The following is an 18,523-nucleotide window of genomic DNA, read 5'->3' on the forward strand; positions in this document are numbered from 1 at the left end:
GTACGGATTTCGCTGCCTCGTTATTTAGTTAACGGCCAATATTGCCGGAGCTTTAATCACGCATAGCGGTGATTTTTCGTTCTCCGGGCTTGCCGGCTAGCGATAGCTGGCTGCACAGTTTTTGCGCAGCCAGAATCATACGCGGTCCGGCGCGGCTTAGCCAGTCATCATTGATAGCAATCACCGTTGCCGCAAGCTGCGGGCGCCAGAACTGCGCCACCTGCTGCGCCTGAGCGTCATCGCCGGGGATGACAATTGCCCGTGGCTGGCGAACTAAAACCTGTTCGCGGCTGACCTGCGGCCACGGCACTCGTGCATCGGCAAAGATATTCTCCCCGCCGCACAGCTGCAGTACTTCATTTTGCAAAGTATGGCCCGCTGCCGTAAACAGCGGTCGCATGCCAAACTGCATGAAAACCGGCTTTGGCTGCTGCCGGGCATAGCGCAGGCGTAGATCGGCAAACTGCTGCTGCAGGCGATCTGCCGCCTGTTCGGCCTGCTGTGGCTGCGGGCTGTAAACCGACAGCTGGCGCAGGCTGGAGACCAGCTCAGCGATAGAGTCCGGCGCCAGCCACACCACCTTCACCCCCAGCGACTGCAGCTGGTCAGCCTGGCGCTGCGGCGTGCCGCCGCGCCAGGCGAGCACCACGTCCGGCTTCAGCGCCAGCAGCTTCTCCGTATTGATCCCCTGCCAGTTTGCCACTTCGCGGATCTGCTGCGCCGCAGGCGGATAATCAGAGAATGCGCTGACGCCAACCGGGGTAATGCCCGCTGCAAAGGCCAGCTCGGTCAGGTTAGGGGCCAGCGTAACCACGCGCGGCGCTGCCGTGGCGGCACAGGCCAGCCACAGCAGCAGCAGGGGGAGAAAGCGTTTAGCCACGAGCCAGCTGGGCTAGCAGGGTTTCTACCATTAATGAAGACTGCTTAGCGGCGACCACCAGGAACTCGTCAAAGCTGAGGTGGGATTCCTGATCGGCTACGTCAGAGATGGCGCGTACCACGACGAACGGCGTGCTGAACTGATGGCAGACGTGGGCGATGGCGGTCGCTTCCATTTCCACGGCCACCGCCTGCGGGAAGGTGCTGCGTATGCGTGCCAGCGGGGCAGCGCCGTTGATAAAGGCATCACCGCTCACCACCAGGCCGCGCACGGCGTTGAGGCCCAGCTGAGCAATGCACTGCTCTGCGGCGGCAATCAGCTTGTCGTCAGCTTTAAACGCCGCCGGGCAGCCGGCCATCTGGCCTGGCTCGTAACCGAAGGCGGTCACGTCGGCATCGTGATAGCGCACTTCGTCTGACACCACGATATCGCCCACTTTCAGCGTGGAGGCGAGACCACCGGCGGAACCGGTATTGATTACCACGTCCGGCTTGCACAGCTGCAGCAGCAGGGTAGTGCCAAGTGCGGCAGAGACTTTACCAATGCCGGATTTCAGCAGGGCCACGTCAACACCGTTCAGCGTTCCGGTATAAATTTCACAGCCCGCCAGGGTCAGAGTCTGACGGTTTTCAATTTTGTCACGCAGCAGCGTAACTTCCTGTTCCATCGCACCAATAATGCCTGCTTTCATAGGGATACCCGCTAAAATTGTAGAATTTGCCAATGATTTCGGCGCATAGTCTATCATGGCAGCATCAGGCTGTGTCCCGTGATTGGTCGTGGCCCCGTCGCAGCGCCAAAATGCCGTTATCAAGGCGGAGGGTGCAGGCCATAGTGAACTATGGCCAAACCTGACAACACAGAGAGCGGCATTTTGGGGCGCGACCCGTAGGGCTGGGGCCAAATCTGCTTGCAACCGCGTTGTTCGCCGGCTTATTGGGTTCACCCAATGGCGCGACTCACGCCTTGCCGCAAGCAGATTTGACCTCCAGCGGGGCTCACGCACAATTACGGGACACAGCCTGGCGTGATAATCCGTCTGACGGTGATGCGTACCGTTAACCCGAGGGAACAGGCATGAGCGCGATAGACTTTCGCACGAAAATTAACTGGCAGCGTCGCTTTCGTCCGTATCAGGGGCCGAAGGATGAGCATGAAATTCTGCGCATATTTGAGAGCGATCGCGGGCGGATTATCAACTCTGCGGCGATCCGCCGCCTGCAGCAGAAAACCCAGGTTTTCCCGCTGGAGCGCAATGCCGCCGTGCGTACCCGGCTGACGCATTCGCTTGAAGTGCAGCAGGTTGGGCGCTATATCGCCAAAGAGGTGCTGACGCGCCTGCAGGAGCAGGGCCAGCTGGCCGCGCTGGGGCTGGCGCAGCTGACCGCGCCGTTTGAAAGCATCGTCGAGATGGCCTGCCTGATGCACGATATCGGCAATCCGCCGTTTGGTCATTTCGGCGAGTCGGCGATCAACGACTGGTTCCGTCAGCAGCTGGATGCGGGCTGGCAGCCGGAGAGCCAGCGCCCCGACCGCTGTGTGCCCGAGGTGCTGCGTCACTGCGACGATGGGCTGAACGAGCTGCGTGCAAATATTCGTCAGGATTTGTCGCACTTCGAGGGCAATGCGCAGGCGATCCGCATGGTGCACACGCTGATGAAGATGAATCTGACCTGGGCGCAGGTGGGCTGTATTTTGAAATACACTCGCCCGGCCTGGCACAGCGGTCCGGTTCCGGACAGCCACAGCTATTTAATGAAAAAGCCCGGCTACTATCTGGCGGAAGAGGAGTACGTCAGCCGCCTGCGCGAGCAGCTGGATCTGCAGCCGCACAGCCGTTTTCCGCTGACCTATATCATGGAAGCGGCCGACGATATCTCCTACTGCGTGGCGGATCTGGAAGATGCCGTGGAGAAAAAAATCTTCAGCGTTGAGCAGCTGTATGAACATCTGTTCCAGCTCTGGCCGAATCATCAGCAGGGCGATCTGTTTGCCACGGTGGTGACCACCGCGCTGGAGAAATCACGCAGCCGCCAGACCAACCTGAGTCGCGAGGATCAGTTCTTTATGTATCTGCGCGTCAATACTGTCGCGGAGCTCGTGCCGCACGCCGCCAGCCGTTTCATCGATCATCTGCCCGCGGTCTATCATGGTGATTTCAACGAGGCGCTGCTGGAAGATGGCAGTCCTCACAGCCTGCTGCTGGATATTTTCAAAAAAGTCGCCTTCCGCCACGTATTTAATCATCCGGAAGTCGAGCAGCTGGAATTGCAGGGGTATCGGGTTATCAGCGGCCTGCTGGATATATACCGCCCGCTGCTGCTGTTAACGCGCGAAGAATTTAGCGAGTTGAATGAGAAGGATTATCTGAAAGGGTATCCGATTGAAACCCGGCTGTTTCACAAACTCTCAACGCGTTTTCGCCTCGCCTACAGTGAAGCCGTGGAAAACTTGGATAAAACGCCAAACGAAGAGGCTATCTGGGAATACTATTATCGCGCGCGCCTGTTACAGGATTACATTAGCGGGATGACCGATCTGTACGCCTGGGATGAGTATCGGCGTCTGATGGCCGTGGAATAAGCTGTGCTGAGTTTTGTAAAGGGAGACAATACTTTTTTACCTTTCCCTAATATTTAAACATGAACTTAGCGCTAAAAAGTTAATCTCATCATCACAACCACAGCAATGGTTATTTAACTGAATACTTGAGAATCCATCTAATGAAAAAAACCACGTTAGTATTAAGTGCCCTTGCCATGAGCATTGGGCTGGCAATGAGCCCGTTATCTGCCAGCGCTGCTGAAACCGCCTCATCTTCTACGCCCACTCAGCAGTTGCCAAGCCTGGCACCGATGCTGGAAAAAGTGATGCCGTCGGTGGTCAGTATCAATGTTGAAGGCAGCACCACGGTGCGCACGCAGCGTATGCCGCAGCAGTTCCAGCAGTTCTTCGGCGACAACTCGCCATTCTGTCAGGACGGTTCGCCGTTCCAGTCCTCACCAATGTGTCAGGGCGGCGGGGCGGAAGGCAACGGCGGAGCAGATACCCAGCAGCAGAAATTCAAAGCGCTCGGCTCTGGCGTAGTGATTGATGCCGCTAAAGGCTATGTGGTCACCAATAACCACGTGGTAGATAACGCCACCAAAATTCAGGTGCAGCTGAGCGACGGGCGTAAATTTGACGCCAAAGTGATTGGTAAAGATCCGCGTTCCGATATCGCACTGATTCAGCTGAAAGATGCCAAAGGTCTCACCGCGATTAAAATTGCCGATTCAGATGCGCTGCGCGTGGGTGACTACACCGTGGCGATCGGTAACCCGTACGGCCTGGGTGAAACGGTCACCTCGGGGATCGTCTCTGCGCTTGGCCGCAGCGGCCTGAATGTGGAAAACTACGAAAACTTTATCCAGACCGATGCGGCGATCAACCGCGGTAACTCCGGCGGTGCGCTGGTGAACCTGAACGGTGAGCTGATCGGGATTAATACCGCGATCCTGGCGCCAGACGGCGGCAACATCGGTATCGGCTTTGCTATCCCAAGTAACATGGTGAAAAACCTGACCGGTCAGATGGTTGAATATGGCCAGGTGAAACGCGGCGAGCTGGGGATTATGGGCACCGAGCTGAACTCTGAGCTGGCGAAAGCGATGAAGGTCGACGCGCAGCGCGGTGCATTTGTCAGCCAGGTGCTGCCTAAATCTTCCGCTGCGGAAGCGGGCATTAAAGCCGGGGACGTGATCGTTTCTCTCAACAACAAGCCAATTTCCAGCTTTGCGGCGCTGCGTGCTGAAGTCGGCTCGCTGCCGGTTGGCACCAAAATGGAGCTGGGCCTGATCCGCGACGGTAAGCCGATGAAGGTTAACGTGGCGCTGCAGCAGAGCACCGCAGCCAAGGTCGATTCCGGTACTATCTACACCGGTATTGAAGGCGCTAACCTGAGCAACTACGATGCGAAGGGAACCAAAGGCGTGAAGGTGGATAGCGTGAAGGCCGGTTCTGCGGCGGCGCGCATCGGTCTGAAGAAAGACGATGTGATCCTGGGCGTTAACCAGCAGGCAATTGCTAATCTGGGTGAGCTGCGCAAAATCCTTGATACTAAGCCATCGGTACTGGCGCTGAATATTCAGCGTGGTGACAGCAGCATTTACCTGCTGATGCAGTAAATGATGTCGAAAAGGGCGGACCGAAAAAGAGGGGCCGCCCCTACACAGGATTGTAAATATGATAAGGGCGGACCGAAAAAGAGGGTCCGCCCTTACAATGGACTATAAACGTAGGGGGTGACCTTCTTTTCCGGTCACCCCTTATTTATTTTAACGACCGTTGCGGGTCAGTTTATCCAGGTCTGATTCAATTTCTGCGATCTTATTAGAAACAACGCTTTCCAGATGACGCAGGTCGTCGAGAATTTTACGTTTCAGATCGACTTCTACCTGATCGCGCTGGCAAATCTGATCCAGTTCGTCAATCACATAGCGCAGATTAGGGCTAATTTCCTGCACTTCTTTGTAACCCTGGCTGGCATTATCAGCCACCACAGTTTTACGCTGACGCGGATATTTAAATTTCACGCTTTTGGCAAAGAACTCGCCTTTGTCTTTGCGGAAATAGATTTTCAGGATGTCGTTGTTCGCTTCCTGACGCAGGCTGTAACGGTCGATATCTTCCGGCGTTGCAATGCCCAGACCTTTCAAATTATCGTACATAGCATTTTCCTTTAAGGAGACACTCGATCCAGATGCGATCAATGTAGTCGCTATCCGAAAAACGGAAAAGGATCGGTTAATTTAAGAACAGGATTTTTCTGGCGCGGATTATGGCTCAGATTGTGCGCAATAGCATCACTTGTTTCGCGGCGTGAAAGAGGTAGTTCGCAGAAGAAACGTAAAGTTAACGTTACAGGAGAGGGCGGGCCGCCGTGGCAGCCCGCAGACGAGATTAGTCGATGGTACGCAGCAGTTCGTTGATGCCGGTTTTGCCGAGGGTTTTGGCGTCAACCTTTTTCACAATCACCGCACAGTACAGGCTGTAGGTACCGTCTTTGGATGGCAGGTTGCCGGAAACCACTACTGAACCCGCCGGAACGCGACCGAAGTGGACTTCGCCGGTTTCGCGGTCAAAGATTTTGGTGCTCTGGCCGATATAAACGCCCATTGAGATCACCGAGCCTTCTTCCACGATCACGCCTTCTACGATCTCAGAACGGGCGCCGATAAAGCAGTTGTCTTCGATGATTGTCGGGTTGGCCTGCAGAGGTTCCAGTACGCCACCGATGCCCACGCCGCCGGACAGGTGCACGTTTTTACCAATCTGCGCACAGGAGCCCACGGTCGCCCAGGTATCCACCATCGAGCCTTCATCAACATAGGCACCAATGTTGACGTAAGAAGGCATCAGCACGGTGTTACGGGCGATAAATGCACCCTGACGCACCGCGGCAGGTGGCACCACGCGGAAGCCCTCTTTCTTAAAGCGCGCTTCGTCATAGTCGGCGAATTTCATCGGGACTTTGTCGTAGTAGCGGCTTTCAGCGCCTTCCATTACCTGATTGTCATTGATGCGGAAAGAGAGCAGCACCGCTTTCTTCAGCCACTGGTGAGTCACCCACTGACCGTCGATCTTCTCAGCCACGCGCAGGGCACCGCTGTCGAGCAGGGCAATAACCTGGTTAACCGCTTCACGGGTAACGGTATCCGCGTTGGCTGGGGTAATGTCCGCACGGCGCTCGAAAGCAGCCTCAATAACACTCTGTAACTGTTGCATAGTTAGTCTCTTCCTGGTTTTGCCGACGCATATTCAACGAAAACGATTCCGCTGCGGCAGAATCACGCGCTGGCACTGATAAAAAGTAAATCTGGGTCACACTTTATCGTTTGGATTAAGGGCCTCTGTCAACCGTTGTTGCAGCACTTCGCGCAAATCTGCGTCTAATGCCCGACGATCGCTGTTGGCGAGGATAAATAAATCCTCGACGCGTTCACCGATGGTGCTGATGCGCGCGCCGTGCAGCGACACGTTTAAGTCGGCAAACACTTCGCCAACGCGTGCCAGTAACCCGGGCTGATCGAGCGCCACTAATTCCAGATACGTTCGTCTGTCAGTGTGTGTGGGTAAGAAATTCACCGCGGTATCAACGCTAAAATGCTTCAACCTTGCCGACTGTCGGCGCATGCGCGGCGGCTGCCAGTGAGTTTGACAGATCGCCTGCTCCAGCGCCTGGCGGATCATCTCATGGCGATCCGGCGCCAGCGGGCTACCGTCCGGCTCCAGCACGATAAAGGTATCCATTGCCATGCCGTCGCGGCTGGTAAAGATCTGCGCATCGTGGACGCTGAGGTTACGGCGATCCAGCTCCCCGGCTACGGTGGCAAACAGGTAGGGACGATCCGGGCTCCAGATAAAGATCTCGGTGCCGCCGCGTGTCGCCTGCGGGCTGACGAGCATCAGCGGCTTGCTGAGGTCGTGATTCATCAGGTGGCGCGCATGCCAGGCCAGCTGGTTAGGCGTGTGGCGCAGGAAATAGTCTGCGCGGCAGCGGCCCCAGATACGGTGCAGGGCCTCTTCATCGATGTTGTCCATACGCAGCAGCGCCAGCGCCTGCAGGCGGTGATGGCGCACGCGCTCGCGCAGGTCGGGGCTGTTCTCCATGCCGCGCCGCAGCTGCTTCTCGGTGGCGAAGAACAGTTCGCGTATCAGGCTCTGCTTCCAGCTGTTCCACAGCGTTTCATTGGTGGCGCAGATATCGGCCACCGTCAGGCACACCAGGTAACGCAGGCGACTTTCGTTCTGCATCACTTCGGCGAACTGCTGGATCTCGGTCGGGTCCTGAATATCGCGGCGCTGGGCGGTCACCGACATCAGCAGGTGGTGGCGCACCAGCCAGGCAACCAGCTGGGTTTCGCGTGAGTTGAGGCCGTGCATTTCGGCGAACTCCAGCGCGTCCTGCGCGCCGAGGATCGAGTGGTCGCCGCCGCGCCCTTTGGCGATATCGTGGAACAGTGCCGCCATCAGCAGCAGCTCCAGCTGCGGCAGGCGCGGCCACAGCTCCACGCACAGCGGATGGCGCGGGCGGGTGCGTTCGTCGGCAAAGCTTTCCAGCTTTTGCAGCACGCGAATGGTATGTTCATCAACGGTATAGGCATGGAACAGGTCAAACTGCATCTGGCCGACGATGTTGCTCCACTGCGGCATATAGGCCCACAGCACGCTGTGGCGATGCATCGGCACCAGTGCCCGGCTCACCGCGCCTGGGTGCCGCAGGATCGACAGGAACAGCTCGCGCGCCTGCGGGATGGTACAGAGCGGCTGCTTCAGATTGCGGCGCGCGTGGCGCAGATGGCGCAGGGTGGTGGAGTAAATACCGGTAATTTTTGGCGTGCGCACCATCGCCCAGAACATGCGCATGATCGCTTCCGGCTGCCGGGCGAACAGGGTCTCATCCCGCAGGTCAATCAGGGTGCCGCGCAGCTGGAACTCTTCATCCATCGGCCGCGGTTTCTCGTCGGTGCCAAGCGCGAGGATCGCCTCATCAAACAGCTGCAGCAGCATCTGGTTGAGCTCACCCACGCGGCGCGTGACGCGGAAAAAGTCCTTCATCATGTGCTCGACCGGTTCGTTGACGTCACCCTGATAGTTCAGACGCTGGGCCACGTTGAGCTGGCGGTCGAACAGCAGGCGGTTGTCGTAGCGGGTGAGGGTGAGGTGCAGGGCGAAGCGAATACGCCACAGCATGCTCTGGCATTCGTTGAGTTCATTGCGCTCGGCTTCGGTCAGGAAACCAAAGCCGACCATATCGTCCATCGACGTGGCGCCGAAGTGGCGGCGGGCGACCCATAACAGCGTGTGGATATCGCGCAGGCCACCGGGGCTGCTTTTGATATCCGGCTCCAGGTTGTAGCTGGTGCCGTGGTAGCGCTGGTGGCGATCCTGCTGCTCTTCGATTTTGGCGGCGAAGAAGCGGTCAGAAGGCCAGAAGCCATCGCTGAAAATGTTCTTCTGCAGCTCAAGGAATAGCGCGAGGTCGCCGGTCAGCATGCGCGATTCAATCAGGTTGGTGGCGACGGTAAGGTCGGATAACCCCTCCAGCAGGCACTCTTCCAGCGTGCGCACGCTGTGGCCAACTTCCAGCTTCAGGTCCCACATCAGGGTGAGCAGATCGCTGGTGCGCTGGGCATCTTCATCGGACAGCGGTTTGCGGCTGAGGATCAGCACGTCAATATCGGAGAGCGGGTGCAGCTCGCCACGGCCATAGCCGCCAACGGCGACCAGCGCGACGCCCTCTTTTTCCGGGAAGCCATAGAAGCGCCACAGCCGCCGCAGCAGGCGGTCAATAAACAGGGTGCGCGCATCGATCAGGCTCTCCACATCCTGCCCGGCGTCGAACGCGGCGGCCAGATGCTGCTGGAAAACATCAAGGTGATGCTTCAGCGTGTCGCGATTCAGCTCGCGGTCTTCCCAGCGTCGCGGCGCTTTGGTGAGCTTTTTCAGGATGCTGGCTTCAGTTACATCTTTATTCATTTCACCGCCCCTAAGACATAAAAAAACCGGCTTGCGCCGGCCTGGTACTCTGCATGCGGGCTGACCAAAAAATAAGATCAGCCCCTACACCGAATCAATCCTCGTGCGTCAGTATCGCCGGGATGGTGTCGTCTTTGCGCAGCGTCATTATTTCGCAGCCGTTTTCCGTTACCACAATAGTGTGTTCGTACTGTGCGGACAAGCTGCGATCTTTGGTTTTTACGGTCCAGCCATCTTTCATGCTGCGGATGCGGTAATCACCGGCGTTGACCATCGGTTCGATGGTAAAGGCCATACCGGCCTGCAGCACCACACCGCCGTCATCCGCGTCGTAGTGCAGTACCTGCGGCTCTTCGTGGAAGCCTTTACCGATGCCGTGGCCGCAGTACTCACGCACCACCGAGAAGTCCTGCGCCTCTACAAACTTCTGGATCTCACGACCGATGGTGCGCAGGCGGATACCCGGCTTCACCATACGCAGGGCCAGGTAGAGGCTCTCCTGGGTGACGCGGCACAGGCGCTCGCCCTGAATCGTGGGTTTACCCACGATAAACATGGTTGAGGTATCGCCGTGATACTCATCTTTGATCACGGTGACGTCGATATTGACGATGTCGCCGTCCTTGAGAATTTTGTCGTCGCTCGGAATACCGTGGCACACCACTTCATTGACCGAAATGCAGACGGATTTCGGGAAGCCGTGATAGCCGAGGCTGGCGGAGACCGCATGCTGTTTATTAACGATGTGATCGTGGCAGATACGGTCCAGCTCACCGGTGCTGACGCCAGGCTTGACGTGCTCTTCAATCATCTCAAGCACTTCAGCCGCCAGGCGACCGGCAACGCGCATTTTTTCGATTTCTTCAGGGGTTTTAATTGAGATAGCCATTCATTCGGTCCACATTTGTCGTCATTGTCGACAATAATATAAAGAAAGTGCTGCAATGGTATCAGCCTGCCCCGACGCTGCCAATTGCAGTTTGTGGTCTCAGCCATGCTGTGGCCTGCGGCAGTCATTTAATTCGGGCCGCAAGGGTAACAATTGTTGGCTACAGCTGCGGCTTTATGGTATAAAGCGCGCCGACGATTCTCTGTTCGGTGAGTCTCTTCGCCAGATTGAGAAACGCATAAATCTCACTATGTGTAAATAACACACACGTATCGACACCTACGCCGGGGTGCCTTGCTGGTTCGAAAGAGCCGATGGGTCGGTTGTACGGGATACGTGGAGGCTTAACCCCAAACTATATCTATAGAGGTAATCATGGCAACTGTTTCCATGCGCGACATGCTCAAGGCCGGTGTACACTTCGGTCACCAGACCCGTTACTGGAACCCGAAAATGAAGCCATTCATCTTCGGCGCGCGTAACAAAGTTCACATCATCAACCTTGAGAAAACTGTACCAATGTTCAACGAAGCCCTGGCTGAGCTGAGCAAGATCTCTTCCCGTAAAGGTAAGATTCTGTTTGTTGGTACTAAGCGCGCTGCAAGCGAAGCGGTAAAAGAGCACGCTCTGAGCTGCGACCAGTTCTTCGTTAATCACCGCTGGTTGGGTGGTATGCTGACTAACTGGAAAACCGTTCGTCAGTCAATCAAACGTCTGAAAGATCTGGAAACTCAGTCTCAGGATGGCACCTTCGACAAACTGACTAAGAAAGAAGCGCTGATGCGCGCTCGTGAACTGGCCAAGCTGGAAAACAGCCTGGGCGGTATCAAAGACATGGGCGGCCTGCCAGACGCACTGTTTGTTGTCGATGCAGACCACGAACACATTGCTATCAAAGAAGCAAACAACCTGGGTATCCCAGTGTTTGCTATCGTTGATACCAACTCTGATCCAGACGGTGTTGACTACATTATCCCAGGTAATGACGATGCAATCCGTGCTGTTAGCCTGTACCTGACTGCAGTGGCTACCACTGTACGTGAAGGTCGCTCTCAGGACCTGGCTCAGCAGGCAGAAGAAACCTTCGCCGAAGCTGAGTAATAAGGCTTGCTCTGTTAAGAGCCCTTAAAAATCAGATGTGAATCTGTAAGGGGCCTTTGTGGCCCCTTTATTTTTTCGAGTTCGCTTTGCTGAAAGAAAATTCAGCGGGGCAGAATGTTTCCCGTTAAGGCTTCTGTAATTGCAGATGCTGAGCTAACCGAGGATTAGAGAATGGCTGATATTACCGCTGCTCTGGTAAAAGAACTGCGCGAGCGCACTGGCGCTGGCATGATGGATTGTAAGAAAGCGCTGACTGAAGCCAATGGCGACATCGAGCTGGCCATTGAGAACATGCGTAAATCTGGCGCAATCAAAGCGGCTAAGAAAGCAGGCAACGTGGCTGCTGACGGCGTGATCAAAACCAAAATCGAAGGCAACTACGGTGTGATTCTGGAAGTTAACTGCCAGACTGACTTCGTTGCTAAAGATGCTGGTTTCCAGGCATTCGCTGACAAAGTGCTGGACGCGGCTGTTGCCGGTAAAATCACTGATGTTGAAGTGCTGAAAGCCCAGTTCGAAGAAGAGCGTGTTGCACTGGTTGCTAAAATCGGTGAGAACATCAACATTCGTCGCGTTGCAAGCCTGGAAGGCGACCTGCTGGGTACCTACCTGCACGGCGCGCGTATCGGCGTTCTGATTGCCGCTACCAATGCTGATGAAGAGCTGGTTAAGCAGCTGGCTATGCACGTTGCCGCGAGCAAGCCAGAATTCGTTAAGCCAGAAGACGTGTCTGCTGAAGTGGTAGAGAAAGAGTACCAGGTTCAGCTGGACATCGCGATGCAGTCTGGTAAGCCAAAAGAGATCGCAGAGAAAATGGTTGAAGGCCGCATGAAGAAATTCACCGGTGAAGTTTCTCTGACTGGCCAGCCTTTCGTTATTGACCCATCAAAAACTGTGGGTCAGGCACTGAAAGAGAAAAATGCAGACGTCACTAACTTCATCCGCTTCGAAGTGGGTGAAGGCATTGAGAAAGCTGAGACCGATTTCGCAGCAGAAGTTGCGGCGATGTCCAAGCAGTCTTAATTGCTCTAAAAGAACCGCCAAACGGCGGTTCTTTTTTGCCTGTCTTTCGACAGCGCATTTTCAGTCTCATCCCAATAGCATTTCTCTGGCGCTTTTAGGATGATACCGCACACAGTCAACACCCCTTTTCGACATAGCTTCCAGGAAAAAAACCATGGCGACCAATGCAAAACCTGTATATCAACGTATTCTTCTGAAACTGAGTGGCGAAGCCCTGCAAGGCGCTGAAGGCTTTGGCATCGATGCCAGCGTGCTGGATCGCATGGCTCAGGAAGTCAAAGAACTGGTAGAGCTGGGCATTCAGGTAGGTGTGGTGATCGGTGGTGGTAATCTGTTCCGTGGTGCTGGCTTGGCTCAGGCAGGCATGAACCGCGTTGTCGGTGACCACATGGGTATGCTGGCAACCGTGATGAATGGCCTGGCGATGCGTGATGCACTGCACCGTGCCTACGTCAATGCCCGTTTGATGTCCGCTATTCCACTGAACGGCGTGTGCGACAACTACAGCTGGGCTGAAGCCATTAGCCTGCTGCGCAACAACCGCGTGGTGATTTTCTCCGCCGGTACCGGTAACCCATTCTTTACCACTGACTCCGCAGCCTGCCTGCGCGGCATCGAAATCGAAGCCGATGTGGTGCTGAAAGCGACCAAGGTTGACGGCGTGTACTCTGCCGACCCGGTGAAGAACCCGGATGCAACCCTGCACGAACAGCTGACCTACAGCGAAGTGCTGGAAAAAGAGCTGAAAGTGATGGATCTGGCCGCCTTTACGCTGGCTCGCGACCATTCACTGCCTATCCGCGTGTTCAATATGAACAAGCCGGGCGCACTGCGTCGCGTTGTGATGGGTGAAAAAGAAGGCACGCTGATTACGCATTGATATCAGTCTGCGGTTAAAATAAGGTATATTCTGCCTGTCAGAACTATCTTTAAATGCATTTGAACGGCTTTCGGCACTGTCGAAAGCTGGTGGATCAAACAGAATCCAAGGGTTTCAACGTGATTAACGACATCAAGAAAGATGCAGAAGTACGCATGGAAAAATGCGTAGAAGCATTCAAAAACAACATCAGCAAGATCCGTACTGGCCGTGCATCTCCGGCTATCCTCGACGGTATCATGGTTGATTACTACGGTTCTGCTACTCCGCTGCGCCAGCTGGCAAGCGTCACGGTAGAAGACTCCCGCACGCTGAAAATCAACGTGTTTGACCGTTCTATCAGCAACGCAGTTGAAAAAGCGATCATGTCTTCCGACCTGGGCCTGAACCCAATGTCAGCGGGCACCGATATTCGCGTTCCGCTGCCAGCGCTGACCGAAGAGCGTCGTAAAGATCTGATCAAGATCGTGCGCGGCGAAGCCGAGCAGGGCCGCGTATCCGTGCGTAACGTGCGTCGTGATGCTAACGACAAAGTGAAAGCGCTGCTGAAAGACAAAGAGATCAGTGAAGACGACGATCGTCGCTCACAGGAAGAGATCCAGAAAATGACCGACGTCGGTATCAAGAAAATTGATGCTGCGCTGGCAGAGAAAGAAGCGGAGCTGATGGACTTCTGATCCCATCATAATCCGATGAAACGCCGCACAGATTACCGTTCGTATGAAGGGTCAGTCTGGCGGCGTTTTGCGTTTGTTAACTTTCCCGGCAGAGGGTGATTCTTCTCCTGAGCGGGTTTATACAGAGCAACCTCATGAAGCAATTGACCATCCTTGGTTCAACCGGATCTATTGGTACCAGTACGCTCGGCGTCGTGCGCGCTAACCCCCATCTGTTCGCCATTAAAGCACTGGTTGCCGGGCGTAACGTCGAACTGATGGTTGAACAGTGCGTTGAATTTCGCCCGACTTATGCCGCGATGTCAGACAGCGGGGCGGCCGCCGCTCTGCGACTTCGTCTGAAAGAGCTCAATCTGGCGACCGAAGTCATGAGCGGCGAGCAGGCGATCTGCGATCTGGCCGCGCTGGATGATGTTGACCAGGTGATGGCGGCAATTGTCGGCGCGGCAGGATTATTGCCTACCCTGGCCGCAATCCGCGCGGGAAAACAGGTGCTGCTGGCGAATAAAGAGTCGCTTGTCACCTGCGGCCGCCTTTTTCTGGAGGCGGTGAGCGCTTCCGGCGCCCAGCTGTTGCCCATCGACAGCGAGCACAACGCCATTTTTCAGAGTTTGCCTGCTTCCCTCCAGCAGCAGTTAGGGTACGCTTCTCTGGAGGATAATGGCATTGATAGCATTATCCTCACGGGGTCAGGTGGCCCGTTTCGTGACACGCCGCTGGCTGAATTAAGCCATATGACGCCCGACCAGGCGTGTGCGCATCCTAACTGGACGATGGGGAGAAAAATCTCCGTTGATTCGGCCACCATGATGAATAAAGGCCTGGAATATATCGAAGCCCGCTGGCTGTTTAATGCCACAGACGCCCAGATGGAAGTCATTCTGCATCCGCAGTCGGTGATCCATTCGATGGTGCGCTACCGTGATGGCAGCGTCATTGCCCAGCTCGGTTCGCCGGATATGCGTACGCCAATCGCTCATGCCATGGCCTGGCCGCAGCGCGTAAACTCAGGTGCCCAACCACTCGATTTTACGCGTATGTCGGCCATGACCTTTGCTGAACCTGATTACGCACGTTACCCCTGCCTGAAGCTGGCGATTGATGCCAGTATCAACGGGCAGGCGGCGACCACCACGCTGAATGCGGCAAATGAGATTGCGGTGGCCGCTTTCCTCGCGTCTGAAATCCGCTTTACCGATATCGCCGCGCTGAATGTGGCGGTGCTGGAAACGCTGCAGTGTCATGAACCGCAAAGCGTTGAGGCGGTGATTGCCATTGACGGCGAGGCACGCGCAGCAGCGACAGCGCTGCTGCCACGTTTTGCGGCAGGGCGAGTCAGCGCGTTTTAACGCGCCGCCATTTGTGAGCGCTGGGCGGAGGTGGTATAGTCTTGCCCCACCGTCCAGAGCCAGCGACGTGATAAAGCGGATAAGCGAATCGTATTTGTACGGTTCATTTGCGCCGGGCGGGTGAGATATTTCAGAAGCCGTTGTATTTCTGAATAAGGAAATAGTTACGCGTTATGTCGTCCGAAAATCAATTAAAAACCGATGACCAGCAGGGGAACGGTCCCCGCCATGTGGCCATCATTATGGATGGCAATGGCCGCTGGGCTAAAAACCAGGGCAAGCTGCGTATTTCTGGTCATAAAGCGGGAGTGAAATCCGTGCGCCGCGCCGTGAGTTTTGCCGTCAGCAATAAGCTGGATGCGCTCACGCTTTATGCCTTCAGTAGCGAAAACTGGAATCGTCCACAGCAGGAAGTGTTAGCGCTGATGGAGTTGTTCGTCTGGGCACTCGACAGCGAAGTTAAAAGTCTGCACAAGCACAATGTCCGGTTGAAAATTATCGGCGATATCGGCCGATTTAACGCCCGTTTACAGGAGCGTATTCGCCGTGCTGAGGAACTTACTCAACAAAATAATGGACTAACGCTCAACATAGCCGCAAATTATGGCGGTCGTTGGGATATTATCCATGGCGTCAGAAAAATTGCAGAGCAGGTCCAGGAAGGGCTTCTTCGACCGGATCAGATCGAAGAAGAGAGCCTGGCACCGCATCTCTGCCTGAATGAACTGGCGCCTGTGGATCTGGTAATAAGGACCGGGGGAGAGCATCGGATCAGTAACTTCCTGCTGTGGCAAGTCGCCTATGCAGAGTTTTGGTTTACCGATACTCTTTGGCCTGATTTTGATGAACAAGTTTTTGAAGGTGCACTGAATGCGTTTGCACAACGAGAGCGCCGGTTTGGCGGCGCAGCACCCGGCGGCGCATAAGCGCACTGGGGGTAATCTTTGTTAAAGTCTCGCCTGATTACCGCGTTTATATTGATTCCCATCGTCATTGCAGCGCTGTTCTTGCTGCCGCCGTTAGGGTTTGCCATCACCCTGTTAGCGATCTGCATGCTGGCCGCATGGGAATGGGGCCAGCTGGCAGGCTTTGCAGCGCGCTCACAGCGCGTCTGGCTGGCGCTGCTGTGCGGACTGCTGCTGGCCTTTATGCTGTTCACACTGCCTGCTTACCAGCACTCCGTGCATCTGCCACAGATTGGCGGCCCACTTTGGGCTTCCCTCGGTTGGTGGATCGTCGCGCTGGCGCTGGTGCTGTTCTATCCCCATTCTGCTACCTTCTGGCGCCATTCACGCGCCATTCGCCTGATATTCGGTCTGCTGACTATCGTGCCGTTCTTCTGGGGCATGCTGGCGCTGCGCCAGTATCACTACCAGGAAGACCACTTTGCCGGCGCCTGGTGGCTGCTGTACGTGATGGTTCTCGTATGGGGAGCGGACTCCGGTGCTTATATGTTTGGCAAGCTGTTCGGCAAGCACAAACTCGCACCAAAAGTCTCACCGGGCAAAACCTGGGAAGGCTTCCTCGGCGGGTTAGCGACGTCGGCACTGATCTCCTGGCTGTTCAGCGTGTTTGCCCCGCTGCAGGTATCGCTTGCAACACTGCTGATTTGCTCGATTATCGCCGCGCTGGCCTCGGTGCTGGGGGACCTGACCGAGAGTATGTTCAAGCGTGAAGCGGGCATCAAAGATAGCGGGAGCCTGATCCCCGGGCATGGCGGCATTCTCGACCGTATTGACAGCCTCACCGCTGCGGTACCGGTATTTGCCTGCCTGCTGTTGCTGGTCTTTGGGACGCTGTAGGGAAACACTATGCTGAGCGTACTCTGGAGTTTTGCTGCATTTATCGTTGCGCTGGGGATTTTAATCACCGTGCATGAGTTCGGCCACTTTTGGGTGGCCCGCCGCTGTGGCGTAAAAGTCGAACGTTTTTCGATTGGCTTTGGCAAAGCGCTGTGGCGGCGCACTGACAAGCAGGGTACCGAGTATGTTATCGCACTGATCCCGCTCGGCGGTTATGTCAAGATGCTGGATGAGCGCGTCGAGAGCGTGCCGCCGGAACTGCGCCATCAGGCCTTCAACAATAAAACCATTTTGCAACGTGCCGCGATTATCAGCGCTGGCCCGATAGCGAATTTCATCTTTGCCATTTTTGCTTACTGGCTGGTGTTTATCATCGGCGTACCTGGCGTGCGCCCGGTGGTTGGCGAAATAGTGAGCGGTTCACCTGCCGCAGAAGCTCAAATTGCGCCAGGAACGGAACTTAAAGCCGTTGACGGTATCGAAACGCCTGATTGGGATGCTGTGCGCATGGCACTGGTGGCGAGAATTGGCGACGAGAGTACCGTCGTTACCGTCGCCCCATTTGGCAGCGAGCAGACCCGTGATAAAACCGTGAACCTGCGCAACTGGCACTTTGAGCCAGACAAGCAGGATCCGGTGGCTTCACTGGGCATCCAGCCGCGCGGCCCGCAGATCGAATCGGTGCTGGCGCAGGTGCAGAAGAACTCCGCTGCCAGCAAGGCAGGTTTGCAAGCGGGCGACAGGATCGTTAAAGTCGATGGTCAGCCTTTGGACCAGTGGCAAAGTTTTGTTGCCACCGTGCGTGACAATCCAGGTACAGAAATTGCGCTGGAGGTAGAACGTCAGGGCAGCACCGTCGATTTGACGCTGACGCCGGACGTAAATCCTCGTAACAAAGCAGAAGGGTTTGCCGGCGTTATCCCGCGCATTGTCCCGCTGCCAGATGAGTACAGAACGGTGCGTCAGTATGGCCCGTTTGCAGCAATCGGTGAGGCCAGTGAAAAAACCTGGCAGCTGATGAAGCTTACGGTAAGCATGCTAGGCAAACTGATTGTCGGTGATGTGAAGTTGAACAATCTCAGCGGCCCGATTTCGATCGCGCAGGGAGCTGGGATGTCAGCGGAATATGGTTTGATTTACTACCTGATGTTCCTCGCTCTGATTAGCGTGAACCTGGGGATTATCAATCTGTTCCCACTGCCGGTGTTAGATGGTGGTCATTTGCTGTTCCTGCTGATCGAAAAGATCAAGGGAGGGCCGGTGTCCGAGCGAGTTCAGGACTTCAGTTATCGTATCGGCTCGATTGTGCTGGTGCTGTTAATGGGGCTTGCGCTATTCAATGATTTCTCAAGGCTATAGTCTGCCAGCAGGCAAACTATTCGCGAGAACCAGTTAGGAAGAA

The 18,523-nt window shown here is 55.6% G+C and carries 16 protein-coding genes; 10 read left to right on the plus strand and 6 right to left on the minus strand.

Annotated features, from left to right (window positions below):
• Nucleotides 1–52 precede the first annotated feature (52 nt).
• Together btuF and mtnN are read right to left on the minus strand one after the other, a co-directional pair.
• On the minus strand, nt 53–880 hold the full coding sequence (btuF, locus tag J2Y91_RS12535; protein WP_133624420.1) for a vitamin B12 ABC transporter substrate-binding protein BtuF: 828 nt from the start codon (nt 878–880) through the stop codon (nt 53–55).
• The gene (gene mtnN / locus J2Y91_RS12540) at nt 873–1,571 is read right to left on the minus strand and encodes a 5'-methylthioadenosine/S-adenosylhomocysteine nucleosidase (RefSeq protein WP_133624418.1); all 699 of its coding nucleotides are present in this window, start codon (nt 1,569–1,571) and stop codon (nt 873–875) included. Before mtnN ends, btuF begins: the two co-directional genes overlap by 8 nt.
• Nucleotides 1,572–1,957: 386 nt before the next feature.
• Here mtnN and dgt point away from each other — a divergent pair, with 386 nt between their 5' ends.
• The gene (gene dgt, locus J2Y91_RS12545; protein ID WP_133624416.1) at nt 1,958–3,463 is read left to right on the plus strand and encodes a dGTPase; all 1,506 of its coding nucleotides are present in this window, start codon (nt 1,958–1,960) and stop codon (nt 3,461–3,463) included.
• Between the two features lie 140 nt (nt 3,464–3,603).
• Complete coding sequence (degP, locus tag J2Y91_RS12550; protein WP_048914986.1) at nt 3,604–5,046, plus strand: serine endoprotease DegP; 1,443 nt, start codon at nt 3,604–3,606, stop codon at nt 5,044–5,046.
• Between the two features lie 150 nt (nt 5,047–5,196).
• Here the strand turns inward: degP and J2Y91_RS12555 are convergent, their stop codons facing one another.
• The 4 genes from J2Y91_RS12555 to map all read right to left on the minus strand — a co-directional run bounded on the left by J2Y91_RS12555 (nt 5,197) and on the right by map (nt 10,289).
• Nucleotides 5,197–5,589 carry a DUF3461 family protein gene (locus tag J2Y91_RS12555; protein WP_048914987.1) on the minus strand — a complete coding sequence of 131 codons (393 nt, stop codon included), beginning with the start codon at nt 5,587–5,589 and terminating at the stop codon, nt 5,197–5,199.
• Nucleotides 5,590–5,821: 232 nt separating this feature from the next.
• The gene (gene dapD / locus J2Y91_RS12560) at nt 5,822–6,646 is read right to left on the minus strand and encodes a 2,3,4,5-tetrahydropyridine-2,6-dicarboxylate N-succinyltransferase (RefSeq protein ID WP_048914988.1); all 825 of its coding nucleotides are present in this window, start codon (nt 6,644–6,646) and stop codon (nt 5,822–5,824) included.
• A 96-nt stretch (nt 6,647–6,742) separates the two neighbouring features.
• Nucleotides 6,743–9,400: a bifunctional uridylyltransferase/uridylyl-removing protein GlnD gene (glnD, locus tag J2Y91_RS12565; protein WP_133624414.1), complete on the minus strand. Its 2,658-nt coding sequence runs from the start codon at nt 9,398–9,400 to the stop codon at nt 6,743–6,745.
• Between the two features lie 94 nt (nt 9,401–9,494).
• Nucleotides 9,495–10,289, minus strand: a complete 795-nt coding sequence (map, locus tag J2Y91_RS12570) for a type I methionyl aminopeptidase (RefSeq protein WP_133624412.1) — start codon at nt 10,287–10,289, stop codon at nt 9,495–9,497.
• 375 nt (nt 10,290–10,664) lie between these two features.
• On the opposite strand from map, the gene rpsB reads away from it, so the two are divergent.
• From rpsB to rseP, 8 genes are all read left to right on the plus strand, one after another.
• The gene (rpsB, locus tag J2Y91_RS12575; protein WP_048914991.1) at nt 10,665–11,390 is read left to right on the plus strand and encodes a 30S ribosomal protein S2; all 726 of its coding nucleotides are present in this window, start codon (nt 10,665–10,667) and stop codon (nt 11,388–11,390) included.
• A gap of 171 nt (nt 11,391–11,561) precedes the next feature.
• Nucleotides 11,562–12,413 (plus strand): translation elongation factor Ts, encoded by an 852-nt coding sequence (gene tsf / locus J2Y91_RS12580; RefSeq protein WP_048914992.1) that lies wholly within the window; start codon nt 11,562–11,564, stop codon nt 12,411–12,413.
• Between the two features lie 154 nt (nt 12,414–12,567).
• On the plus strand, nt 12,568–13,293 hold the full coding sequence (pyrH, locus tag J2Y91_RS12585) for a UMP kinase (protein ID WP_048914993.1): 726 nt from the start codon (nt 12,568–12,570) through the stop codon (nt 13,291–13,293).
• A gap of 119 nt (nt 13,294–13,412) precedes the next feature.
• Nucleotides 13,413–13,970 (plus strand): ribosome recycling factor, encoded by a 558-nt coding sequence (gene frr, locus J2Y91_RS12590; RefSeq protein WP_048914994.1) that lies wholly within the window; start codon nt 13,413–13,415, stop codon nt 13,968–13,970.
• 134 nt (nt 13,971–14,104) lie between these two features.
• On the plus strand, nt 14,105–15,319 hold the full coding sequence (gene ispC, locus J2Y91_RS12595) for a 1-deoxy-D-xylulose-5-phosphate reductoisomerase (RefSeq protein ID WP_253538471.1): 1,215 nt from the start codon (nt 14,105–14,107) through the stop codon (nt 15,317–15,319).
• Between the two features lie 173 nt (nt 15,320–15,492).
• Entirely contained in the window at nt 15,493–16,245 is a 753-nt protein-coding gene (gene ispU / locus J2Y91_RS12600; protein ID WP_048914996.1) for a (2E,6E)-farnesyl-diphosphate-specific ditrans,polycis-undecaprenyl-diphosphate synthase, read from the plus strand.
• An 18-nt stretch (nt 16,246–16,263) separates the two neighbouring features.
• Nucleotides 16,264–17,121, plus strand: a complete 858-nt coding sequence (cdsA, locus tag J2Y91_RS12605) for a phosphatidate cytidylyltransferase (RefSeq protein ID WP_099754165.1) — start codon at nt 16,264–16,266, stop codon at nt 17,119–17,121.
• 9 nt (nt 17,122–17,130) lie between these two features.
• Nucleotides 17,131–18,480: a sigma E protease regulator RseP gene (rseP, locus tag J2Y91_RS12610; protein WP_048914998.1), complete on the plus strand. Its 1,350-nt coding sequence runs from the start codon at nt 17,131–17,133 to the stop codon at nt 18,478–18,480.
• Nucleotides 18,481–18,523 lie beyond the last annotated feature (43 nt).

The sequence above is a fragment of the Erwinia aphidicola genome, from assembly GCF_024169515.1.
GTDB lineage: Bacteria > Pseudomonadota > Gammaproteobacteria > Enterobacterales > Enterobacteriaceae > Erwinia > Erwinia aphidicola.

Excerpts from the sequence above, each read along its gene's own strand:
- mtnN (WP_133624418.1), bottom strand. The coding sequence starts at position 1,571 with ATGAAAGCAGGCATTATTGGTGCGATGGAACAGGAAGTTACGCTGCTG.
- dgt (WP_133624416.1), top strand. The coding sequence starts at position 1,958 with ATGAGCGCGATAGACTTTCGCACGAAAATTAACTGGCAGCGTCGCTTT.
- degP (WP_048914986.1), top strand. The coding sequence starts at position 3,604 with ATGAAAAAAACCACGTTAGTATTAAGTGCCCTTGCCATGAGCATTGGG.
- J2Y91_RS12555 (WP_048914987.1), bottom strand. The coding sequence starts at position 5,589 with ATGTACGATAATTTGAAAGGTCTGGGCATTGCAACGCCGGAAGATATC.
- dapD (WP_048914988.1), bottom strand. The coding sequence starts at position 6,646 with ATGCAACAGTTACAGAGTGTTATTGAGGCTGCTTTCGAGCGCCGTGCG.
- glnD (WP_133624414.1), bottom strand. The coding sequence starts at position 9,400 with ATGAATAAAGATGTAACTGAAGCCAGCATCCTGAAAAAGCTCACCAAA.
- map (WP_133624412.1), bottom strand. The coding sequence starts at position 10,289 with ATGGCTATCTCAATTAAAACCCCTGAAGAAATCGAAAAAATGCGCGTT.
- rpsB (WP_048914991.1), top strand. The coding sequence starts at position 10,665 with ATGGCAACTGTTTCCATGCGCGACATGCTCAAGGCCGGTGTACACTTC.
- tsf (WP_048914992.1), top strand. The coding sequence starts at position 11,562 with ATGGCTGATATTACCGCTGCTCTGGTAAAAGAACTGCGCGAGCGCACT.
- pyrH (WP_048914993.1), top strand. The coding sequence starts at position 12,568 with ATGGCGACCAATGCAAAACCTGTATATCAACGTATTCTTCTGAAACTG.
- ispC (WP_253538471.1), top strand. The coding sequence starts at position 14,105 with ATGAAGCAATTGACCATCCTTGGTTCAACCGGATCTATTGGTACCAGT.
- ispU (WP_048914996.1), top strand. The coding sequence starts at position 15,493 with ATGTCGTCCGAAAATCAATTAAAAACCGATGACCAGCAGGGGAACGGT.
- rseP (WP_048914998.1), top strand. The coding sequence starts at position 17,131 with ATGCTGAGCGTACTCTGGAGTTTTGCTGCATTTATCGTTGCGCTGGGG.